Genomic DNA, 17,859 nt, shown 5'->3' with positions numbered 1-17,859 from the left:
CCGCACCACGGCAGCACGCCCCGAGCCGTACCGGAGACCCGGAGGCCCAGAGCCCGCCGCACCACGGCAGCACGCCCCGAGCCGTACCGAAGACCCAGAGACCCGGAGCCCCCCGCACCGCCGCACCACGCCCCGAGCCTTAGCGAAGGCCCACAAGGCCAGGGGCGCGCCGTAAACCGTCCGGAAGTCCCGCGGCCTCAGCTCACCGTGCGGGCCGTGGCCAGCAGCCGGGCCGTGTCGTCCGCGCACAGCGCCAGCGCGTTGCCGACCGTCCCGAGGACCTCCCGCTCGGCGGGGGTGTAGGGACCGTCCGCGAGGGCGATCCGGGCGCCCTGCAGCAGGATCGATTCGCGTCCCGACGGGGCCAGGTGCGGGGAGAGCGGTTCGAGCGCCTCGTGGAGCTCGATGGCGAGGGCCGCTCCCCCGCTGCTCACGTCCGGCAGGAAGCGGCCGGTGTCGGCGGCGAGGGCCTCCACCAGTTCGACCAGCTGGAGCCCGGTGCAGTCGGCGAAGCCGGCCGCCCGCACCGCGGCGGCGGCGGTGTCGACCGCGGTGCGCGACGAGGTGCCGCCCGCCGCGAGCACGGCGAGCGCGACGGTGTGCACCGCGTCCCGGAGCATCCCGGAGAACCTGCTGGTCGTCGGGTGCGTCAGCACGTCCGTACCGAAGTGGGTGTGGCAGGCGGCGCACTCGACGACCGGGCCCGCGTCGCCCCGGGGCAGCAGCGGCACGCCCAGGACGGCGAACCGGCGGCGGCCCGTGCGACGGCGGTAGTTGCGGTCGCCGCCGCACTCCTCGCAGAAGAACTCGCCGTCGCCGATCGTGTTCCAGGAAGTGCGAATTCCGCAGAGAACTCTGCTCCGGTCCCGTGACTTCCGCGCTGACCGCACGCCGCACCTCCCTTGACGTCCCGGCAACACTGCCGGCCGTGGCGTGATGTTAGCCACATCGATGATGCGGCGTCAGCACCTCGTCAGCAGAACGCCATGGAGATGGCCGAGACCCGCCGGGGCCGGCCGGGCCTCAGGAAGCGCGCTTGCGCGGCTTCGCGAAGGCCAGGAAGCCGCCGCCGACGAGGACGGCCGCCCCGGCGGCCCGCATCGCGCCAGGTCCGAAGGCCGAACCGGTCCGGGCGAGATCACCCTCCGGAGTGGACCACGGCGCGGGCACCGGCGCCACGGCCGATGTGGACTGCGAGGGGGCCGGGGCGGAAGTGGCCGGGGAGGAGGGCTTCGGGGCGGTGGTCCCGGGGAGACCGGGGGGACCGGGGAGACCGGGGAGACCGGGGGGACCGGGGGGACCGGGGGGTCTCGGTCGGCTTCGGCTTCTCCGGTGGGACGACCGGGCCGGGCCGGTTCCCGCCGGGGAGGCAGCCGGTGAAGTTCCTCTGGTGGGTGGGTCTCCGCGTCAGGCGCGGTGATCGGGCTCTCGGCGATCACGGACCCGTTGACGTGCCCGGGGCCGCACGAAAGAAGCCGCCCCGCACCCTCGGAAGGGTGCGGGGCGGTTCAGGAGGACGCGAGGTCAGCGGGCCGAGCGGTTGACCGCCGAGACGACCGCCTTCAGGGAGGCGCGGGTCGTGTTGGCGTCGATGCCGATGCCCCACAGGACCTTGCCGTCGATGGCGCACTCGATGTACGAGGCGGCCTGCGCGGAGGCGCCCTCGCTCATCGTGTGCTCCTGGTAGTCCAGCAGGCGGGCGTCCACGCCGATCGCCTGCAGGGCGGCGAAGAAGGCGGAGATCGGACCGTTGCCCGAGCCGGTCAGGACGGTCTCGACACCGTCCACGACGGCCTCGACCTTCAGGGTGTCGGTGCCGTCCGTGTCGGAGGTCGACTGACCGGAACGCAGCTGGATGCGGCCCCAGGCGTTGTCCGGGTTGGGCAGGTACTCGTCCTGGAAGACGGACCAGATCTCCTTCGGCGTGACCTCGCCGCCCTCGGCGTCGGTCTTCGCCTGGATGATCCGCGAGAACTCGATCTGCATCCGGCGGGGCAGGTCCAGCTTGTGGTCGTTCTTCAGGACGTACGCGATGCCGCCCTTCCCGGACTGCGAGTTGACGCGGATGACGGCCTCGTAGGAGCGGCCGACGTCCTTCGGGTCGATCGGCAGGTACGGGACGGCCCACTCGATGTCGTCGACGGTCTTGCCCTGGGCGGCCGCGTCGGCCTCCATGGCGTCGAAGCCCTTCTTGATGGCGTCCTGGTGGGAGCCGGAGAAGGCCGTGTAGACCAGGTCGCCCGCGTACGGGTGGCGCGGGTGGACCTCCATCTGGTTGCAGTACTCGGAGGTCCGGCGGATCTCGTCGATCTGCGAGAAGTCGATCTGCGGGTCGACGCCCTGGCTGAACAGGTTCATGCCCAGGGTCACCAGGTCGACGTTGCCGGTGCGCTCGCCCTGGCCGAACAGGCAGCCCTCGATGCGGTCGGCGCCGGCCATGACGGCCAGCTCGGCCGCGGCCACCGCCGTACCGCGGTCGTTGTGCGGGTGGACGGACAGGCAGATGTACTCGCGACGGGTCAGGTTGCGGGACATCCACTCGAAACGGTCCGCGTGCGTGGACGACGTCGAACGCTCCACGGTGGCGGGCAGGTTGAGGATGATCTCGCGGCCCGGGCCGGGCTGCCAGACGTCACAGACCGCCTCGCAGACCTCCAGGGCGAAGTCCAGCTCGGTGTCGGTGAAGATCTCCGGGCTGTACTGGTAGCCGAAGGTGGTCTCCGGACCCAGCAGCTTCTCCGCGTACTCCATCACCAGGCGGGTGCCGTCGACCGCGATCTGCTTGATGTCGTCCTTCGAGCCGCGGAAGACCACCCGGCGGAAGGTGGGCGCGGTCGCGTTGTACAGGTGCACGGTGGCGCGGTTGGCGCCCTTCAGGGACTCCACGGTCCGCTCGATCAGGTCCTCGCGGGCCTGGGTCAGTACGGAGATCGTGACGTCGTCCGGGATCGCGCCCTCTTCGATGATCGAGCGCACGAAGGCGAAGTCGGTCTCGCCGGAGGACGGGAAGCCGACCTCGATCTCCTTGTAGCCCATCCGGACCAGCAGGTCGAACATCTCGCGCTTGCGGGCCGGGCTCATCGGGTCGATCAGGGCCTGGTTGCCGTCGCGCAGGTCGGTCGACAGCCAGCGGGGCGCCTTGGTGATGCGCCGCTCGGGCCAGGTGCGGTCCGGGATGTCGACGGCCTCGTACTGCCCGTACTTGTGGACGGGCATCCCGGACGGCTTCTGCAGGTGCGTCGCGGAGGTGACGGGCGTCGGGCGGCTGATGAACGGCGACTGAGACATTGCGTGGGGCTCCTCGGAGGTCCTGAGGGAGTGGGGGTCCCCCTGCTCGAGCGAAGCCGAGCGCTTGGGGGAGGCCGACTGTCGAACGCAACACCGAATCCCGCGGGGAGGGGGTCGGCCTACGACTACAGGCCCTCGCCGCGGCAGCTAAGGAGAAGCAGCCCGAAACGCATGATGCGCGTCACTGTAGCCCAGGTGCGGCGGGAGCGGACGTCCCGTTTCAGTATGCGGGACGGCCGCCGCGTCAAGGGAGAAAGGTGACTCATCACTCCATTTCGCCAATCATCGTCGCAGGCCGTGACAGCAAGGCCACACAGTGCCACATTTCCCCTATGACTCCCCACACGTCTGTCTTCTGCTCGATCGTCCCGCCGCACGTCCTGGAGCGGCTCGCCGAGTCGGACAATCCGGCCTACGCCGAGGCCGCGCGGCGCACGCTCACCGTGGACGCGACTCAGCGCACGGAGCGCAGGCTCCGCGCCGAGGCGCCCGAGGTGCGCGGGGCGCGCGCGGGCGGCGAGGCGTCCGACAAGCCGCGGCGCACGATCTACGACGCCCGGAACGGCACCTCCCTGCCGGGCAGGGAGGTGCGCGCCGAGGGCGCGGCCGCCGTGCAGGACATCACCGTCAACCGGGCGTACGCCGGGCTCGGCGCCACCTTCGAGCTGTTCTCGCAGGCCTTCGGCCGCAGCTCCATCGACGGCGCGGGGATGCCCCTCCTCGCGTCCGTGCACTTCGACGAGAAGTACGACAACGCCTTCTGGAACGGCGAGCAGATGGTGTTCGGCGACGGCGACGGCGAGCTCTTCCTCGACTTCACGATCCCCGTGGACGTCATGGGCCACGAACTGACCCACGGCTTCACCCAGTACACGGCCAACCTCGCCTACTTCGGGCAGTCGGGCGCGCTCAACGAGTCCGTCTCGGACGTCTTCGGCTCGCTCGTGAAGCAGCACGCGCTGGGCCAGACGGCCGACGCCGCCGACTGGCTGATCGGCGAGGGGCTGCTCGGTCCCGCCATCGACCGCGGGGTGGCGCTGCGCTCCATGAAGGCACCGGGCACGGCCTACGACGACGACGTCCTCGGCAAGGACCCGCAGCCGGCGACGATGGACGGCTACGTCCGCACCAGCTCGGACAACGGCGGTGTGCACATCAACTCGGGCATCCCCAACCACGCCTTCTACCAGGTGGCCAGGGAGCTCGGCGGCTACGCCTGGGAGCGGGCGGGCAAGATCTGGTACGACGTGATGACCGGTGGCACCCTCGCCGAGGAGGCCCGCTTCTCCGAGTTCGCGCGGGCGACGGCGGCCTCGGCGCGGAAGCTGTTCGGCGAGGGCGAGGAGCTGCAGGCCGTCCTGAAGGCCTGGTCGCTCGTCGGCGTGCCGACCTCCTGAGCCGCTGGTAGACAGGTCCCATGCGGATTCGAGTGCGACGCACAGGCGGTTTCGCGGGCAGGGAGCGGTCGGCCGAGATCGACACCTCGGACCACCCGGACGCTGGCGAGCTGGCGTCCCTGGCCGAGACGGTGCTCTCCGACGGTGAGCGGGAGGGGCGGCGCGGCGTGCCCGACGGCTTCTCCTACGAGATCACCGTCGACGGGCGGACCGTCCACTGCGACGACCCGGACCTGACGGAGGCGCAACGGGCCCTCATCCAACGGGTCCTCAAGGAAGGCGCGTAACCCACCTCACGAAGGCGTCGGCAGCCCGCTACGGACTGCCGGCGCCTTCGGCTGCGCGCGCGACGGGGCCCGCCTCTCCGTGCGGGCGCCGACCCCGCCGGGCGAGGCCCGGAAGGCCTGGTCCGGAAGGCCTGAGCCGGAAGGCCTGAGCCGGAAGAACCGGCCTAGAAGCCCAGCTTCCTGAGCTGCTTGGGGTCCCGCTGCCAGTCCTTCGCGACCTTCACGTGGAGGTCGAGGAAGACCGGGGTCCCGAGCAGCGCCTCGATGTGCTTGCGGGACTTCATGCCGACCTCCTTGAGGCGGCTGCCCTTCGGGCCGATGATGATGCCCTTCTGGCTGGGGCGCTCGATGTACACGTTGGCGTGGATGTCGAGCAGCGGGCGGTCCGCCGGGCGGTTCTCGCGCGGGATCATCTCTTCGACGACCACGGCGATGGAGTGCGGCAGCTCGTCGCGGACGCCTTCGAGCGCGGCCTCGCGGATGAGCTCCGCGACCATGACCATCTCGGGCTCGTCGGTGAGGTCGCCCTCGGGGTACAGCGGCGGGGACTCCGGCAGGAGCGGGATGAGCAGGTCGGCGACGAGCTGGACCTGCTTGTCGCCGACGGCGGAGACCGGCACGATCTGGGCCCACTCGATGCCCAGCTCCCTGCCGAGCTGGTCGATGGCGATCAGCTGCTCGGCGAGGGTCTTGGAGTCGACCAGGTCGGTCTTGGTGACGATCGCGACCTTCGGGGTCTTCTTGATCTCGGCGAGCTCCTTGGCGATGAAGCGGTCGCCGGGGCCGAGCTTCTGGTCGGCGGGCAGGCAGAAGCCGATCACGTCGACCTCGGCCCAGGTGGTGCGCACGACGTCGTTGAGGCGCTCGCCGAGCAGGGTGCGCGGCTTGTGGAGGCCGGGGGTGTCGACCAGGATCAGCTGCGCTTCGGAGCGGTGCACGATGCCGCGGACGGTGTGCCGGGTGGTCTGCGGCCGGTTGGAGGTGATGGCCACCTTCTGCCCGACAAGAGCGTTCGTCAGGGTGGACTTGCCCGCGTTGGGGCGGCCGACGAAGCACGCGAAGCCGGCCCGGTGGGGGGCGGTGTTCTCATCTGTACGAACGCTCATGGGGGCCATTGTCCCCGATGAGCGCCCGCCTCACGTACTCAGTGCCCGTCGGCGGCGTATCCGCAGGCCGGCCAGCCCGGCGAGACCCCCCACGGCGAGCACCGCGACGGGCAGCCAGGGCAGGGCGAGGAAGGACACCCGCCCGGTCTCGCGGACGTCCTTGGCGGTGGCGGTCAGGGTCACGTCACCCCAGTCGAACTGCGGCGAGCCCGTCCAGCGCTCGGAGAGCCGGATCCGCTGCCGGGGCAGCAGCTCGGCCGGCAGCCGTTCCAGGTCGCGGGCGAGCAGGGTGCGGCCGAAGAGCCCCTGGGCCCTGAGCGCGACCTTGGGGTTGAGGGTGACGTTGCCGCGGTTGTACAGGGTGTAGGAGATGACGGCGTTGCCGGCGCGGGTGCCGGGCACGAGCGGCCGGTCCTGGTCGAGGGTGACGTCCTCGACGGAGAGGGCGGGGACGGTGGGGCCGCCGACCCGCAGATAGACCCGGGCGCCGACCGCGCGCTGCACACCGAGGGCGACGGAGCCCCCGCCCTTGGCGATCCGCTCGTCGAGGGCCACGAGGGCGCCGGGGTGGTCGCCGGGCTCGGCGTCGGCGGGGACGGTGAGGGTGTACGGCACGGTGACGGCGGACCGGGGCGGGACGGTGACCCGGTCGCGGTCCGGCCTGATCCAGGCGCCCGCGCCGGTCTGCTTCTCCTGCCGGGTGCGCACGGCGAAGCCGCCGTCGCGTTCGGTGTTGTAGGCGTCGGCGCCGTAGAGGAGGAAGGTGAGCGGGGCGGCGGTCTTGTTGGCGACGGTGACCTTGTCGGTGACGGTGGTCCCCGGGTCGGCGGAGAGGTAGAAGTACGGGCGGCTGCCGAGCTGCGAGGCGGCCGGGTAGACGGCCCACTCGCCGTTGTCGGCGGCGGATGCGGGGGGTGCCCCCTGGACGCCGAGGAGCAGCGCGGCGCCCAGGAGGCCGAGAAGGTTCATCAGGAGGACGTACGGCTTGCGCACGGGTGCGGACCCCTTTTGGCTCGGTTCTCTCGGAACGGTCAGGACAGCGTCAGCGTGAGCACGCCCGCGTAGCTGCCGGGTGCGGTGTACGCCGGGACGTCGAGCGAGAGCCCGGCGTCGACGGTGAACTCGCCGCCCGTGACGGTGCCGTTGGGCGTGGACGCGAGCGTCGCGCCGGTGCTGCCGACGGCACCGGCACTGCCCGCGGCGCAGGTGCTGGGGCTGCCGGGCTTGGTGGCGCAGGCCGGGCTCCAGCTGAGCTTCCCGGCGCCGATGGCGGCGCCGCCGGGACCGGTGAAGTCGCTGACCTTGCCGGTCAGGGACCAGCCCGCGGGGCCGCCGCGGAAGTCCTTGACGGTCACCGTCCGGAGGGCGCCGGTGGCCGCGCCGCCCTGGCCGAAGTCGACGGCCGACAGCTGGACGGCGTCACCGGCCTGGGTCATCGACAGGGTGCCCGCCTTGACCGTGGCGGTGATCTTCTGGCTGTTCGGCGGCGCCGGGGTGTCGTCGATGACCTGGTACGCGACGGGGCCCGCGCCCTTGTCGGGGTCCCAGGCCGTCCCCTCGTACGCCACGATCCCGGTGGTCGCCAGGTCGGAGACCTTCAGCCGCGCCGCGAAGCCGCCCTCGCCGTCCGTGGTGACGGTCATCCTGTCGGCGGTCTCGGCCGCACCGGCCCGGCCGACGACGGTGACCTCGGCGAGCGGGGTGAACCTGGTCCCGCTGACGGTGACGCGGACGCCCGGCGCCCCGGAGGCGTTGTCGAGCTGGAGGGCACGCTCGTTGGCCCCGGGTTGCGGGGCCGCCGTGACCGTCTCGGAGACGGGCGCGGGCGGGTTGGTGACGGTACAGGGGGTGTCCAGCTCCATGATGTAGCTGGTGTGGATGTTGTAGTCGCCGGGCGAGAGGGTGATCGCGCCGGGCGCGGTCACGGTGAAGGTGCCCTTCATCGAGAAGGGCGGGAAGGTGCCCTTGCCGGGGACGGGCGGGTTCTTCTTCTCGCCGGTGACCGTGACGGAGCCGGCCTGGGCGCCGCCGAGGGCGACCTTGCCGCTCGGAGTCATGATGTTCTCCGGCAGCGCCAGGTCCACCGGGTTCGAGGCGGCGGGCTTGGTGACGGTGTAGGTGACGGTGACCGTGTCGCCGACCTTCGGCGCGGCGTTGTCGACGGTGATCTGCGCCGTGGTCGTCCCGTCGATGGGCGGGATGCCGGCGATCGGCGGCGGTACGCAGTGGGTCGCGAACTCCACGGGCGCGGAGGCCGCGGTGACCGCGCCGGCCGGGGCGGCGAGCGCTCCGCCGGCGGTGAGGGCGAGCGCGGTGGCGCCGAGGGCGGCGGACCAGCGACGCCGTCTTCGTGCCGCCGCGCGGCTTCTGTCGAGTGCCATGTGGGCCCCTCCTGAGGGATGAGAGGGCGCCATTGACGGCTGCGGGCCAAGAGAAGTCAATGGAATCGAAATGCACCGACTGATGGGCCATCAGATCATGGCAAGATCAGTACATCCGGTGCATTTCCCCAGGCCACAACAAGGACCGGTACCGCCCTCGGCGGTACCGGTCGGCCGTGCGGAAGGAGCTCAGCTGAACACGAAGGGCCCGGGCGACTGCGAGGTGAGCGCGTCGCAGTTCACGGTGACGCCGAAGATCACCATCTTGAGCGCGGTGCCCGCGAAGTAGGAGTTGAGGCTGTCACCGGAGGCGACGGTCCCACTGAGCGGGCCGATCGTGACGGACTGGTTCGCGGCGATCGGCGGGTTCTTCTTGCCGGTGAACACCCGGGTGCCGCCACCGGCCTTGGCCAGCGTGAGCGTGGCGTTGATCTGGTCGGCGCCGACCGCGATCGGCGTCTTCACGGCGGAGGTGAGGGTGATCGTCGCGGCGGTGCCGCTCTGCGTGGCGGTGAGCGTGGCACCGCCACCGCCCCACGAGCCGCAGTCGTACGTGGCCGTGGCCGTCCCCGGCGACACGGCGGCGGCTCCCGGCGCGAACACGAGGGCCGAGGCGGCGAGCGCCCCGGAGAGCACCGCGACGATCCCTAAGCTGCTTCTGGTTCCCATGGCGAGGTCGTACCCCTTCCGATGACGAACGCAGGGGTGCGGACACTGCGTCAAGGAGACTCCGCGAGACAGGCGGAGATCTGACGGCCCGTCGGACCGTTCGCAGCTATTGATGCGCATTCTTCACAAGAGCACAAGGCCCATGCGGGAGCGGTACCACGAGGCCCGGCGCATCCCGCCCGCGCCGGGCCCCGCCCGCACGAGGCCGGGCCTCAGCCCGCGGTGACCGCCACGCGCAGCCGCCCGTCGGGACCCGCCAGCAACACCGGGGTCTCCGGCCCGCCCAGGTCCCGGACCGCCGCGCGGTCCTCCTCGGACGCGGCCTCCGCGGCCGAGACGAGAGCCGCGGCCTCCAGCGACTGGGCGCCGCTGGCCACGGCCATGGCGACCGCGGTCTGCAGCGCGCTCAGCTTGAGCGACTCCAGGTCGACGGTCCCCGCGACGTAGGTGCGCCCGGTCTCGTCCCGTACCGCCGCGCCCTCCGGCACCCCGTTGCGGGCGCGGGCGCTGCGCGCCAGCGTGATGATCTTGAGGTCCTCGGCGCCGAGGTCGTCGTGCTCGCGGTTGAGTGTCATGATCCGAGGATAGGTCGGGGCCGGGCTCAGCCCTGAGCGGCCTTGGCGAACTTGTCGGTGGCCTTCTTGGCGAGCGAGTCGAAGTCCTTCTTGCCGGCGGCGTCCGCGAGCAGCATGAAGCGGACCACCCCGTTGCCCTGGCGGGCGAACACGAAGTTCGGCTCGATCGTCATCCCGGGGGCGACCTCGAGGCCCAGCGTGAAGGCGAGCGCCTCCTCCGTCCCCTGCGGGGCGGTGCGCTTCTTCGCCGAGAGCTTCATCTTCTGGCCGTCCGCCTCGACGGTCATGTCGCCGCACGTGTCCAGCGCGGAGGAGAGCTGCTTGAGGTAGTCGGCCGCACCGGTGCCGGTGAAGCTCACGACCTGCTCGTTGATCTCCGAGTCGTTGTTGCCGAGAGCGAAGTCGGCGCTCGGGCCCTTCGTGGCACCGGCGACGTCGCCGCTGCCCATCATGTCGGCGAAGCCCTTGCACGCGGGCTTGTCGGTCTTGTAGGCGCTCGGGCTGTCCGCGTGCTTCGTGACCTTCCAGCCCGACGGGAGGTCCTTCAGCTCCAGGAGGGCGGCCTTCATCTGGGCGTCCGTCAGCGACGCGGCGGGCGCCGCGGACGTGGGTGCGGCGGACGTCGTCGCGCCGGCGGCCGGCTTGTCGGTGCCGCTCTTCGCCGCGTCGTCCTTCTTCTCCCCGCCACCGCAGGCGGCGGTCAGCGAGAGCGCGGATACGGCGAGGGCGGCGGCCAGACCGCGGCTGATGCGAGTGCGCATGGTGAAGTGCCTCTTGAGGGTAGGGAGTCGAACGCAGGACGCCGGTCGCGAAGACCGCGGCCACCGGCCCGACATGATCACGAACGAATCGAACGGGCGGGAGCATATACGGGGCCGGTGACACGTACGTGCCTCGAAGACCCGGTCGGCCCGGGACGGAACACCTAGCCCGCCACCGGGAACATCGCCCCGCGTCGCCCCTCCGGCGACACCAGCCACTCCAGTTTCGCCGCCGTGTCCGCCTCCGGGAGCGGGGTGTGCAGCACGATCACCAGGTCCGGCCGGGCAGGGACCCGCAGTTGGGTGGCCTCGACGAAGAGCGGGCCGACCAGCGGGTGCTCCATCTCCTTGCGGTTGAGGCCGCCGGGCCGGATGTCCCGCCGCTCCCACAGCTCCGTGAACTCCGGGCTCGCCTCCTTGGCCTCCTCGACCACGGAGCGGAAGCCGTCGTCCCCCGGATGCTCCGAGCAGGCGGCGCGGAACTGGGCGACGACCTGCGGGGCCAGCTGCTCCCAGCAGTTCGACCGCGCGCGGTACAGCGGGTCGGTGAAGAAGGCGACCAGGCAGTTCTGGACGATCTCCGGGCGCATGCCGAGGACGATCGCCGCCGCCTCGTTGTACATGACCGTGTTCCAGTACACGTCCATGATGTGTGCCGGGAAGGGCATCCACGTGTCGATGAGGCGCCGCAGCCCGTGGCACATGTCCCGGTCCTCCGGCGCGGCCTCGGGCGCCGGCGGGTTGAGCCCCGCCAGGACGTACAGATGGCGCCGTTCGACGGGACTGAGCCGCAGCACCCGGGCGACGGAGTCGAGGACCTGCGGGGACACGGTGATGTCGCGGCCCTGCTCGAGCCACTGGTACCAGGAGACCCCGACCCCGGCGAGGACGGCCACCTCCTCGCGGCGCAGTCCGGGCGTGCGACGCCGGGCGCCGCCGTCCGGCAGGCCCGCCTCGGTGGGGCTCACCCGGGCCCGTCGGCTCATCAGGAACTCGCGCAGTTCGGCGAGTCGGTGGGCCTTGCCGTCCGTGTTCTCCACTGCCGTGGCCACGTGTGCTTCCTCCCCCTGGACGCATGGCGGTGCCTGGTGGTGCCTGGTGGTGCCTGGTGGTGCGACCAACAGGATAAGTTCCCGCTCCCCACGGGCATTCCCGGACCACGAGAGTCGTTGCCATGGCAACCGTCACCTCCCCCGAGACCTCCCCGACCGGAACCGCCCCGGTCCCTCCCGCTCCCCCGGCCCCCGCGACCGGCGCGGCGCCGGCGCTCACCGGCCGCGCCCGGCTGATCCTGATCGTGCTGTGCGCCGCCCAGTTCATGGTGTCGCTGGACTTCTCCGTCCTGAACGTGGCCCTGCCCGTGCTCGGCGCCGACCTCGGGCTCAGCACCTCCGCCCTCCAGTGGGCGGTCACCGCCTTCGCCCTGCCGTCCGGCGGCTTCCTGCTGCTCTCCGGCCGGATCGGCGACCTCTACGGACGCAAGAAGCTGTTCCTCACGGGCCTCGCGCTCTTCGGCGCGGCCTCGCTGCTCGCCACCTTCGCCTGGAGCCCGGCGGCCTTCCTCACCGGCCGCGCCCTGCAGGGCCTGGGTGCGGCGGCCATCGTGCCGACCGGCATGGCCCTGCTGACCACCACCTTCCCCGAGGGCCCGCAGCGTGACCGGGCGCTCGGCATCTCCGGCACCATCCTGTCGCTGGGCTTCACCGTGGGCATGGTCCTCGGTGGTGTCATGACCGACACCTTCGGCTGGCGCTCCACCATGGGCCTGCTCACCCTGTTCAGCGTGCTGGTGCTGCCCTTCGCCCCGGGTCTGCTGCCCGAGTCCCGCACCCCCGAGCGGCCCCGCCTCGACGTGCCCGGCGCGGTGACCGTCACCGGGGGCCTGCTCTCCCTGATCTACGCCCTGTCGACGGCGGCCCAGCGCGGCTTCGGCGGCGCGGACGTCCTGGTCACCCTGGTGGCGGGCGTGGCACTGCTGGCCGCCTTCGTGGTCGTCGAGTCCCGGCACGAGGCCCCGCTGGTGTCGCTGCCGATGCTGAAGCGGGGCACGGTCGCCTTCGGGAACCTGGGCGGGCTCGTCACCTTCGGGATGATGTCCACCGTCGTCTTCGTCCTGACCCTCTACCTGCAGGAGACGCTGGGCCTGTCGGGCTTCCAGACCGGTCTGGTCTTCGGCGTCCAGGGCGTCATGTCGGTCCTGGCCGGCTCCTTCGCCGCCCGGGTGATCGGCCGCTTCGGCGCCCGCCGCACCCTGGTCGCCGGACTCGCCGGCCAGGGCGTGCTGACCGCCGGGCTGCTCGCCATCGGCACCGGGTCGGGCGCGATCCTGGCGACGGTCGCCGTCTCGCTGGCCTCCATGTGCCACCTGGGCGCGATCATCTCGTACGGCGTGACCGTCACCTCCGGCGTCCCGGACGAGGAGCAGGGCCTGGCCACCGGTCTGGTGACCACGACCCAGCAGGTCGGCCTCACGGTCGGCATCCCGCTGCTCGGCGTCCTCGCCACCACCGGCGACAGCCTGTACGGAGGTGTGCGCACCGTCCTCGCCCTGGACGCGGCGATCGTCCTGGCGACGGCGGTCCTGGTCGCGTTCGGCCTGCGGAAGCGTGCCTGACGGTCAGGGCCGGTCGAGGCGGAGCCGTACCGCCTTCGGAAGACCGGCGACGACGAGGTCGTACGAGTCCTCGACGAGCTCCCGGACCATCCGGTCCGGGAGCTCTCCCACGGTCACGGTGTTCCAGTGCCGCTTGTTCATGTGATAGCCGGGGGCGACCGCCGGATACTCCTCGCGGAGCCGTACGGCCTCGTCCGGATCGCACTTCAGATTGACCGTCAGCGGGTCGGCGTCCAGCCAGGACAGCGCGAACATCTTCCCGGCCACCTTGAAGACGGAGACGTCGGGGCCGAAGGGGAACTCCTCGCTCGCGTCGTTGAAGTCCAGGCAGAAGGCGCGCAGCTGGTCGGGCGTCACGAGTCGGTTCCCTCCCCGGGGCCGGCGGTGCCGACCGGTTCGACGAGCACGGTCACGATCTTGTTCCGGCGGCCGGCCGGGGACTCGGCGGTGAGCCGCAGCGTCCGCCCGTCCGGCAGCTCCACGACCGAGTTGGCGCCGGCGATCGGCACCCGGCCGAGGGCCTTGGCGAGCAGTCCGCCGACCGTCTCCACGTCCTCGTCGTCGTACTCGTCCGGCCCGAAGCCGTAGAGCTCGCCGAGGTCGCCGATGTCCAGGCGGGCGGTGACCCGGTAGCGGTCCTCGCCGAGCTCCTCGACGGGCGGCAGCTCCCGGTCGTACTCGTCGGTGATCTCGCCGACGATCTCCTCCAGGATGTCCTCGATGGTGACGATCCCGGCCGTGCCGCCGTACTCGTCGATGACGACGGCGACGTGGTTGCGCTCCTGCTGCATCTCGCGCAGCAGGTCGCCCGCGTTCTTGGTGTCGGGCACGAAGGCCGCCGGGCGCATCGCCGTGGACACCAGGTCGGCCTCGGCCTCCCGGTTGATGTGCGTCTTGCGGACCAGGTCCTTCAGATACACGACGCCGACGATGTCGTCCTCGTTCTCCCCGGTCACCGGGATCCGGGAGAAGCCGGAGCGCAGCGCGAGGGTGAGGGCCTGGCGGACGGTCTTGTACCGCTCGATGCAGACGAGGTCCGTGCGCGGCACCATCACCTCGCGCACCAGGGTGTCGCCGAGCTCGAAGACCGAGTGCACCATGCGGCGCTCCTCGTCCTCGATCAGCGACTCCTGCTCGGCCAGGTCGACCATCGCGCGCAGCTCGGCCTCGGAGGCGAACGGGCCCTTGCGGAAGCCCTTGCCGGGCGTGAGCGCGTTGCCGATGAGGATGAGCAGCTGCGGGATCGGGCCCATGACGCGGGCCAGCGGCAGCAGCACGTACGCGGCGGCGGTCGCCGTGTTGAGCGGGTGCTGGCGGCCGATGGTGCGCGGCGAGACGCCGACGGCGACGTACGACACGAGCACCATCACGACGATCGCGACGAGCAGCGCCTGCCAGGTCTCCGAGAACTCCTCCAGGCACGCGTACGTCACGAGCACCCCCGCCGCCATCTCGCAGGCGACGCGCACGAGCAGTGCCACGTTGAGGTAGCGGGTCGGGTCGGAGGCGACCTGGGCGAGCTTCTCGGCGCCGCGCCGCCCGGACCTGACGGCCTCGGCGGCGCGGAAACTGGAGACCCGGGCGATGCCGGCCTCGGCGCAGGCGGCGAGCCAGGCGACGATGACCAGGGCGACGGCGCCCAGGATCAGCTGAGCACTCATGGCCGCCCTCAGGAGACGGTCGGCGCCGGCGACGGGCCGGTCAGGCCCTTCTCCGCGCGCCAGCCGTCCACGATGGCCGCCTGGAGGCCGAACATCTCGGCCTTCTCGTCCGGCTCCTCGTGGTCGTAGCCGAGCAGGTGCAGCACCCCGTGGACGGTCAGGAGCTGGAGCTCCTCGTCCATGGAGTGCCGCGTCGGCGCGTCCTCGCCCTGCTTCGTGGCGACCTCGGGGCAGAGCACGATGTCGCCGAGGAGCCCCTGCGGGGGCTCCTCGTCGTCCTTCGACGGCGGGCGCAGCTCGTCCATGGGGAAGGACATGACGTCCGTCGGACCCGGCAGGTCCATCCACTGGATGTGGAGCTGCTCCATCGCCTCGGCGTCCACCACGATCACCGAGAGCTCGGAGAGCGGATGGATACGCATGCGCGCGAGCGCGTAGCGGGCGATGTCGAGGATCGACTGCTCGTCGACCTCGGTGCCGGACTCGTTGTTGACGTCGATCGACATGTGCGGTTGCTTCTACTTCCCGTTACGGCCGTCCTGACGGCCGCCGGTGCGGCTGTCGTTGCGGCTGTCGTTGCGGCTGTCGTACTTCTCGTACGCGTCGACGATACGGCCGACGAGCTTGTGCCGTACGACATCCTGCGACGTGAGCGTCGAGAAGTGCACGTCGGGGACCCCTTCGAGGATGTCCCGGACCTGCCGCAGACCGCTCTTCGAGCCGCCCGGGAGGTCGACCTGGGTGACGTCACCGGTGATGACGATCTTCGAGTCGAAGCCGAGGCGGGTGAGGAACATCTTCATCTGCTCGGGGCTCGTGTTCTGCGCCTCGTCCAGGATGATGAACGCGTCGTTGAGCGTGCGTCCGCGCATGTACGCCAGCGGCGCGACCTCGATCGTCCCGTTCGCCATGAGCTTGGGGATCGAGTCGGGGTCGAGCATGTCGTGCAGCGCGTCGTAGAGCGGCCGCAGATAGGGGTCGATCTTCTCGTAGAGCGTGCCGGGCAGGAAGCCGAGCCGCTCGCCCGCCTCGACCGCCGGCCGGGTCAGGATGATCCGGGTGACCTGCTTGGACTGCAGGGCCTGGACCGCCTTGGCCATGGCCAGATACGTCTTGCCGGTGCCGGCGGGGCCGATGCCGAAGACGATGGTGTGCTTGTCGATGGCGTCGACATAGCGCTTCTGGTTGAGGGTCTTGGGGCGGATGGTGCGGCCGCGGCTCGACAGGATGTTCTGGGTGAGCACCTCGGAGGGGGTCTCGGCCGCCGCTCCGCCCTCCCCGTTCTCCTCGCGCAGCATCGCGATCGAACGTTCCACGGCATCCTCCGTCATCGGCTGACCGGTGCGGAGCACCAGCATCATCTCGTCGAACAGGCGCTGGATCAGCGCGACTTCCCGCGCTTCACCGGTCGCGCTGATCTCGTTTCCCCGTACGTGGATGTCCGTCGTCGGGAACGCTTCCTCGATCACGCGCAGCAGGGAGTCGCCGGAACCCAGCATCATCACCATCGGGTGCTTCGCGGGGACGGTGAACCTGGCGCGTGCCTGTCCCGGCCCGAGGGCGGGGGCGTCGGCTGTGGGTGTCTGAGTCATGGGCCGGCACTGGGGCCTGCGCATACCTCCTGTTGCAGGGTTCTCGCTGCTCGACAACCTCTCGGATACCAAGCCTACGACTCGCCCCCGACAGACCTGAACGGAATTTCGGGGACGGCCCGGGCGGCCGGGAGGCGGCGCCCCTCAGGCCGCACGGGCGGCCCTCCTCACCGGTGGCTAGGAGGCCGGGGCGGCGCGGAAGCCGATGGTGGGGACGGCCCGGCGCAGCGGCCACGGGCGGGCCGGGGCGGGCAGCAGGCGCTCCAGGAAGGCGTAGCGGTCGCGCAGGGCGGCCGGGTCCTGGCCCTCGTGCCCCTGGACGTGCTGCCACCAGGCGGCGATCTCGCCCCAGGTCGGCGCGGACAGCGACCCGCCGAACTCCTGTACGGAGAGGGCGGCGGTCAGCCCCGCGAAGGCGAGCCGGTCGGCGAGCGGCCAGCCGGCGAGGGTCCCGGTCACGAACCCGGCGACGAAGACGTCCCCGGCGCCGGTCGGGTCGAGCGCCGAGACCTGGATGGCGGGCACCTCGGCGGTCTCGCCGGTGGCCCCGTCCACGGCGTAGGCGCCCTCGGAACCGAGCGTGACGACCGCGTACCGCACCTTGTCGGCGAGCGCCCGGGCGGCGGCGCGCGGGCAGTCGGTGCGGGTGTACCGCATCGCCTCGGCGGCGTTGGGCAGGAAGGCCTCGCAGTGCTCCAGGTCCCTGAGCCCGGCGAGGTCCCAGCGCCCGGTGTCGTCCCAGCCGACGTCGGCGAAGACCTTGGCCCCGGAGCCGGCCGCCCGGGCCACCCACTCCTCGTTGCGGCCGGGGACCAGGGAGGCCACGGCGGCGCGGGCGTGGGGCGGGTAGGCGGGCAGGGCGCCGTCGAGGGGCGGGGCGGCGTGGCCGTGCGACACCATGGTGCGCTCGCCCTCGTAGGCCATGGAGACGGTGACCGGCGAATGCCATCCGGGCACGGTCCGCGACAGCGAGAGGTCGATGCCCTCGCCCTGCTCCAGGGCGTCCCAGCAGTACTCGCCGTAGTGGTCGTCGCCGAACGCGGCGGCCAGCGAGGTCCGCAGCCCGAGCCGGGCGAGCGCGGTCGCCATGTTGGCGACGCCGCCGGGGCTGGATCCCATGCCGCGGGCCCAGGACTCGGTTCCGCGGACGGGGGCGGAATCGAGCCCGGTGAAGATGATGTCGAGGAACACCGTGCCGGTGAGGAAGACGTCGCACTCGGGATCGGTGGGCTCGCGGAGGCACACCAGCGGGTCGACGTCGTTGTCGCGTTCGGTCACGGCAGGCTCCCCGGTCATGGTGCGGCGGATCGGCATCGTGGTGCTGATCCGGACAGTGTGCCCGAAGGGAACGGTGAGGCGGGGTGGGCGCGACGATTCCGCGCCTTAATACCCACCCGACCACCATCCAAACCAATCGTGACCCACATCACATACCGAATCGAGGGACACCAGCTTCTCCGCCCACTCGGATGCTTGATACACATGGTGCCGCGACCCCGTGAATCCCCGGGCGCCCTCTCATCTCCCT

Annotated in this window: 18 protein-coding genes; 3 read left to right on the top strand and 15 right to left on the bottom strand. The window is 71.5% G+C overall.

Translation table 11 applies throughout. The features are described from left to right. Nucleotides 1–197 precede the first annotated feature (197 nt). The 3 genes from ACIRQF_RS32240 to leuA form a co-directional block, all read right to left on the bottom strand. Nucleotides 198–920: a TerB family tellurite resistance protein gene (locus ACIRQF_RS32240; RefSeq protein WP_376630288.1), complete on the bottom strand. Its 723-nt coding sequence runs from the start codon at nt 918–920 to the stop codon at nt 198–200. Nucleotides 921–1,023: 103 nt separating this feature from the next. Further along, nucleotides 1,024–1,179, bottom strand: a complete 156-nt coding sequence (locus ACIRQF_RS32235; protein WP_404097717.1) for a hypothetical protein — start codon at nt 1,177–1,179, stop codon at nt 1,024–1,026. Between the two features lie 345 nt (nt 1,180–1,524). Next, complete coding sequence (leuA, locus tag ACIRQF_RS32230; protein WP_404097715.1) at nt 1,525–3,288, bottom strand: 2-isopropylmalate synthase; 1,764 nt, start codon at nt 3,286–3,288, stop codon at nt 1,525–1,527. A gap of 332 nt (nt 3,289–3,620) precedes the next feature. Between leuA and ACIRQF_RS32225 the strand changes: the two genes are divergently transcribed. After that, nucleotides 3,621–4,685, top strand: coding sequence for a M4 family metallopeptidase (locus ACIRQF_RS32225; RefSeq protein WP_404097712.1), 1,065 nt, complete (start codon nt 3,621–3,623; stop codon nt 4,683–4,685). A 20-nt stretch (nt 4,686–4,705) separates the two neighbouring features. Continuing rightward, nucleotides 4,706–4,972 (top strand): protealysin inhibitor emfourin, encoded by a 267-nt coding sequence (locus ACIRQF_RS32220; protein ID WP_376630296.1) that lies wholly within the window; start codon nt 4,706–4,708, stop codon nt 4,970–4,972. A 164-nt stretch (nt 4,973–5,136) separates the two neighbouring features. On the opposite strand, the gene era is transcribed toward ACIRQF_RS32220, so the two are convergent. From era to ACIRQF_RS32185, 7 genes are all read right to left on the bottom strand, one after another. Beyond that, complete coding sequence (era, locus tag ACIRQF_RS32215) at nt 5,137–6,087, bottom strand: GTPase Era (RefSeq protein WP_376630298.1); 951 nt, start codon at nt 6,085–6,087, stop codon at nt 5,137–5,139. 21 nt (nt 6,088–6,108) lie between these two features. Then, nucleotides 6,109–7,071 (bottom strand): WxL protein peptidoglycan domain-containing protein, encoded by a 963-nt coding sequence (locus ACIRQF_RS32210; RefSeq protein WP_404097708.1) that lies wholly within the window; start codon nt 7,069–7,071, stop codon nt 6,109–6,111. Between the two features lie 38 nt (nt 7,072–7,109). After that, complete coding sequence (locus ACIRQF_RS32205) at nt 7,110–8,459, bottom strand: beta-xylosidase (protein ID WP_382479838.1); 1,350 nt, start codon at nt 8,457–8,459, stop codon at nt 7,110–7,112. A gap of 189 nt (nt 8,460–8,648) precedes the next feature. Further along, nucleotides 8,649–9,128, bottom strand: a complete 480-nt coding sequence (locus ACIRQF_RS32200; RefSeq protein WP_382479836.1) for a hypothetical protein — start codon at nt 9,126–9,128, stop codon at nt 8,649–8,651. Between the two features lie 212 nt (nt 9,129–9,340). Next, on the bottom strand, nt 9,341–9,703 hold the full coding sequence (locus ACIRQF_RS32195) for a cytidine deaminase (protein WP_376630305.1): 363 nt from the start codon (nt 9,701–9,703) through the stop codon (nt 9,341–9,343). A gap of 26 nt (nt 9,704–9,729) precedes the next feature. After that, nucleotides 9,730–10,464 carry a hypothetical protein gene (locus ACIRQF_RS32190; protein WP_389750104.1) on the bottom strand — a complete coding sequence of 245 codons (735 nt, stop codon included), beginning with the start codon at nt 10,462–10,464 and terminating at the stop codon, nt 9,730–9,732. A 164-nt stretch (nt 10,465–10,628) separates the two neighbouring features. Further along, the gene (locus ACIRQF_RS32185) at nt 10,629–11,450 is read right to left on the bottom strand and encodes a helix-turn-helix transcriptional regulator (RefSeq protein WP_376630677.1); all 822 of its coding nucleotides are present in this window, start codon (nt 11,448–11,450) and stop codon (nt 10,629–10,631) included. A 188-nt stretch (nt 11,451–11,638) separates the two neighbouring features. Between ACIRQF_RS32185 and ACIRQF_RS32180 the strand changes: the two genes are divergently transcribed. Next, nucleotides 11,639–13,078, top strand: a complete 1,440-nt coding sequence (locus ACIRQF_RS32180) for an MFS transporter (protein ID WP_404097704.1) — start codon at nt 11,639–11,641, stop codon at nt 13,076–13,078. A gap of 3 nt (nt 13,079–13,081) precedes the next feature. Here ACIRQF_RS32180 and ACIRQF_RS32175 read toward each other — a convergent pair whose 3' ends face one another. From ACIRQF_RS32175 to ACIRQF_RS32155, 5 genes are all read right to left on the bottom strand, one after another. After that, nucleotides 13,082–13,435: an MmcQ/YjbR family DNA-binding protein gene (locus ACIRQF_RS32175; RefSeq protein WP_376630311.1), complete on the bottom strand. Its 354-nt coding sequence runs from the start codon at nt 13,433–13,435 to the stop codon at nt 13,082–13,084. Further along, nucleotides 13,432–14,739, bottom strand: coding sequence for a hemolysin family protein (locus ACIRQF_RS32170; RefSeq protein ID WP_376630313.1), 1,308 nt, complete (start codon nt 14,737–14,739; stop codon nt 13,432–13,434). Before ACIRQF_RS32170 ends, ACIRQF_RS32175 begins: the two co-directional genes overlap by 4 nt. 8 nt (nt 14,740–14,747) lie before the next feature. After that, nucleotides 14,748–15,245, bottom strand: coding sequence for an rRNA maturation RNase YbeY (gene ybeY / locus ACIRQF_RS32165; protein ID WP_382479829.1), 498 nt, complete (start codon nt 15,243–15,245; stop codon nt 14,748–14,750). Between the two features lie 12 nt (nt 15,246–15,257). Further along, nucleotides 15,258–16,331 (bottom strand): PhoH family protein, encoded by a 1,074-nt coding sequence (locus tag ACIRQF_RS32160; RefSeq protein WP_389750106.1) that lies wholly within the window; start codon nt 16,329–16,331, stop codon nt 15,258–15,260. Between the two features lie 177 nt (nt 16,332–16,508). Continuing rightward, the gene (locus ACIRQF_RS32155; RefSeq protein WP_404097700.1) at nt 16,509–17,627 is read right to left on the bottom strand and encodes a carbohydrate kinase family protein; all 1,119 of its coding nucleotides are present in this window, start codon (nt 17,625–17,627) and stop codon (nt 16,509–16,511) included. Nucleotides 17,628–17,859: the final 232 nt, after the last annotated feature.

Origin of the sequence: Streptomyces sp. NPDC101191 (genome assembly GCF_044767915.1) — a bacterium.
In the GTDB taxonomy this organism is placed as follows: Bacteria; Actinomycetota; Actinomycetes; order Streptomycetales; family Streptomycetaceae; genus Streptomyces.
Note: the sequence above shows the minus strand (reverse complement) of the source record. Positions and strands in the feature narration are given on the sequence as shown.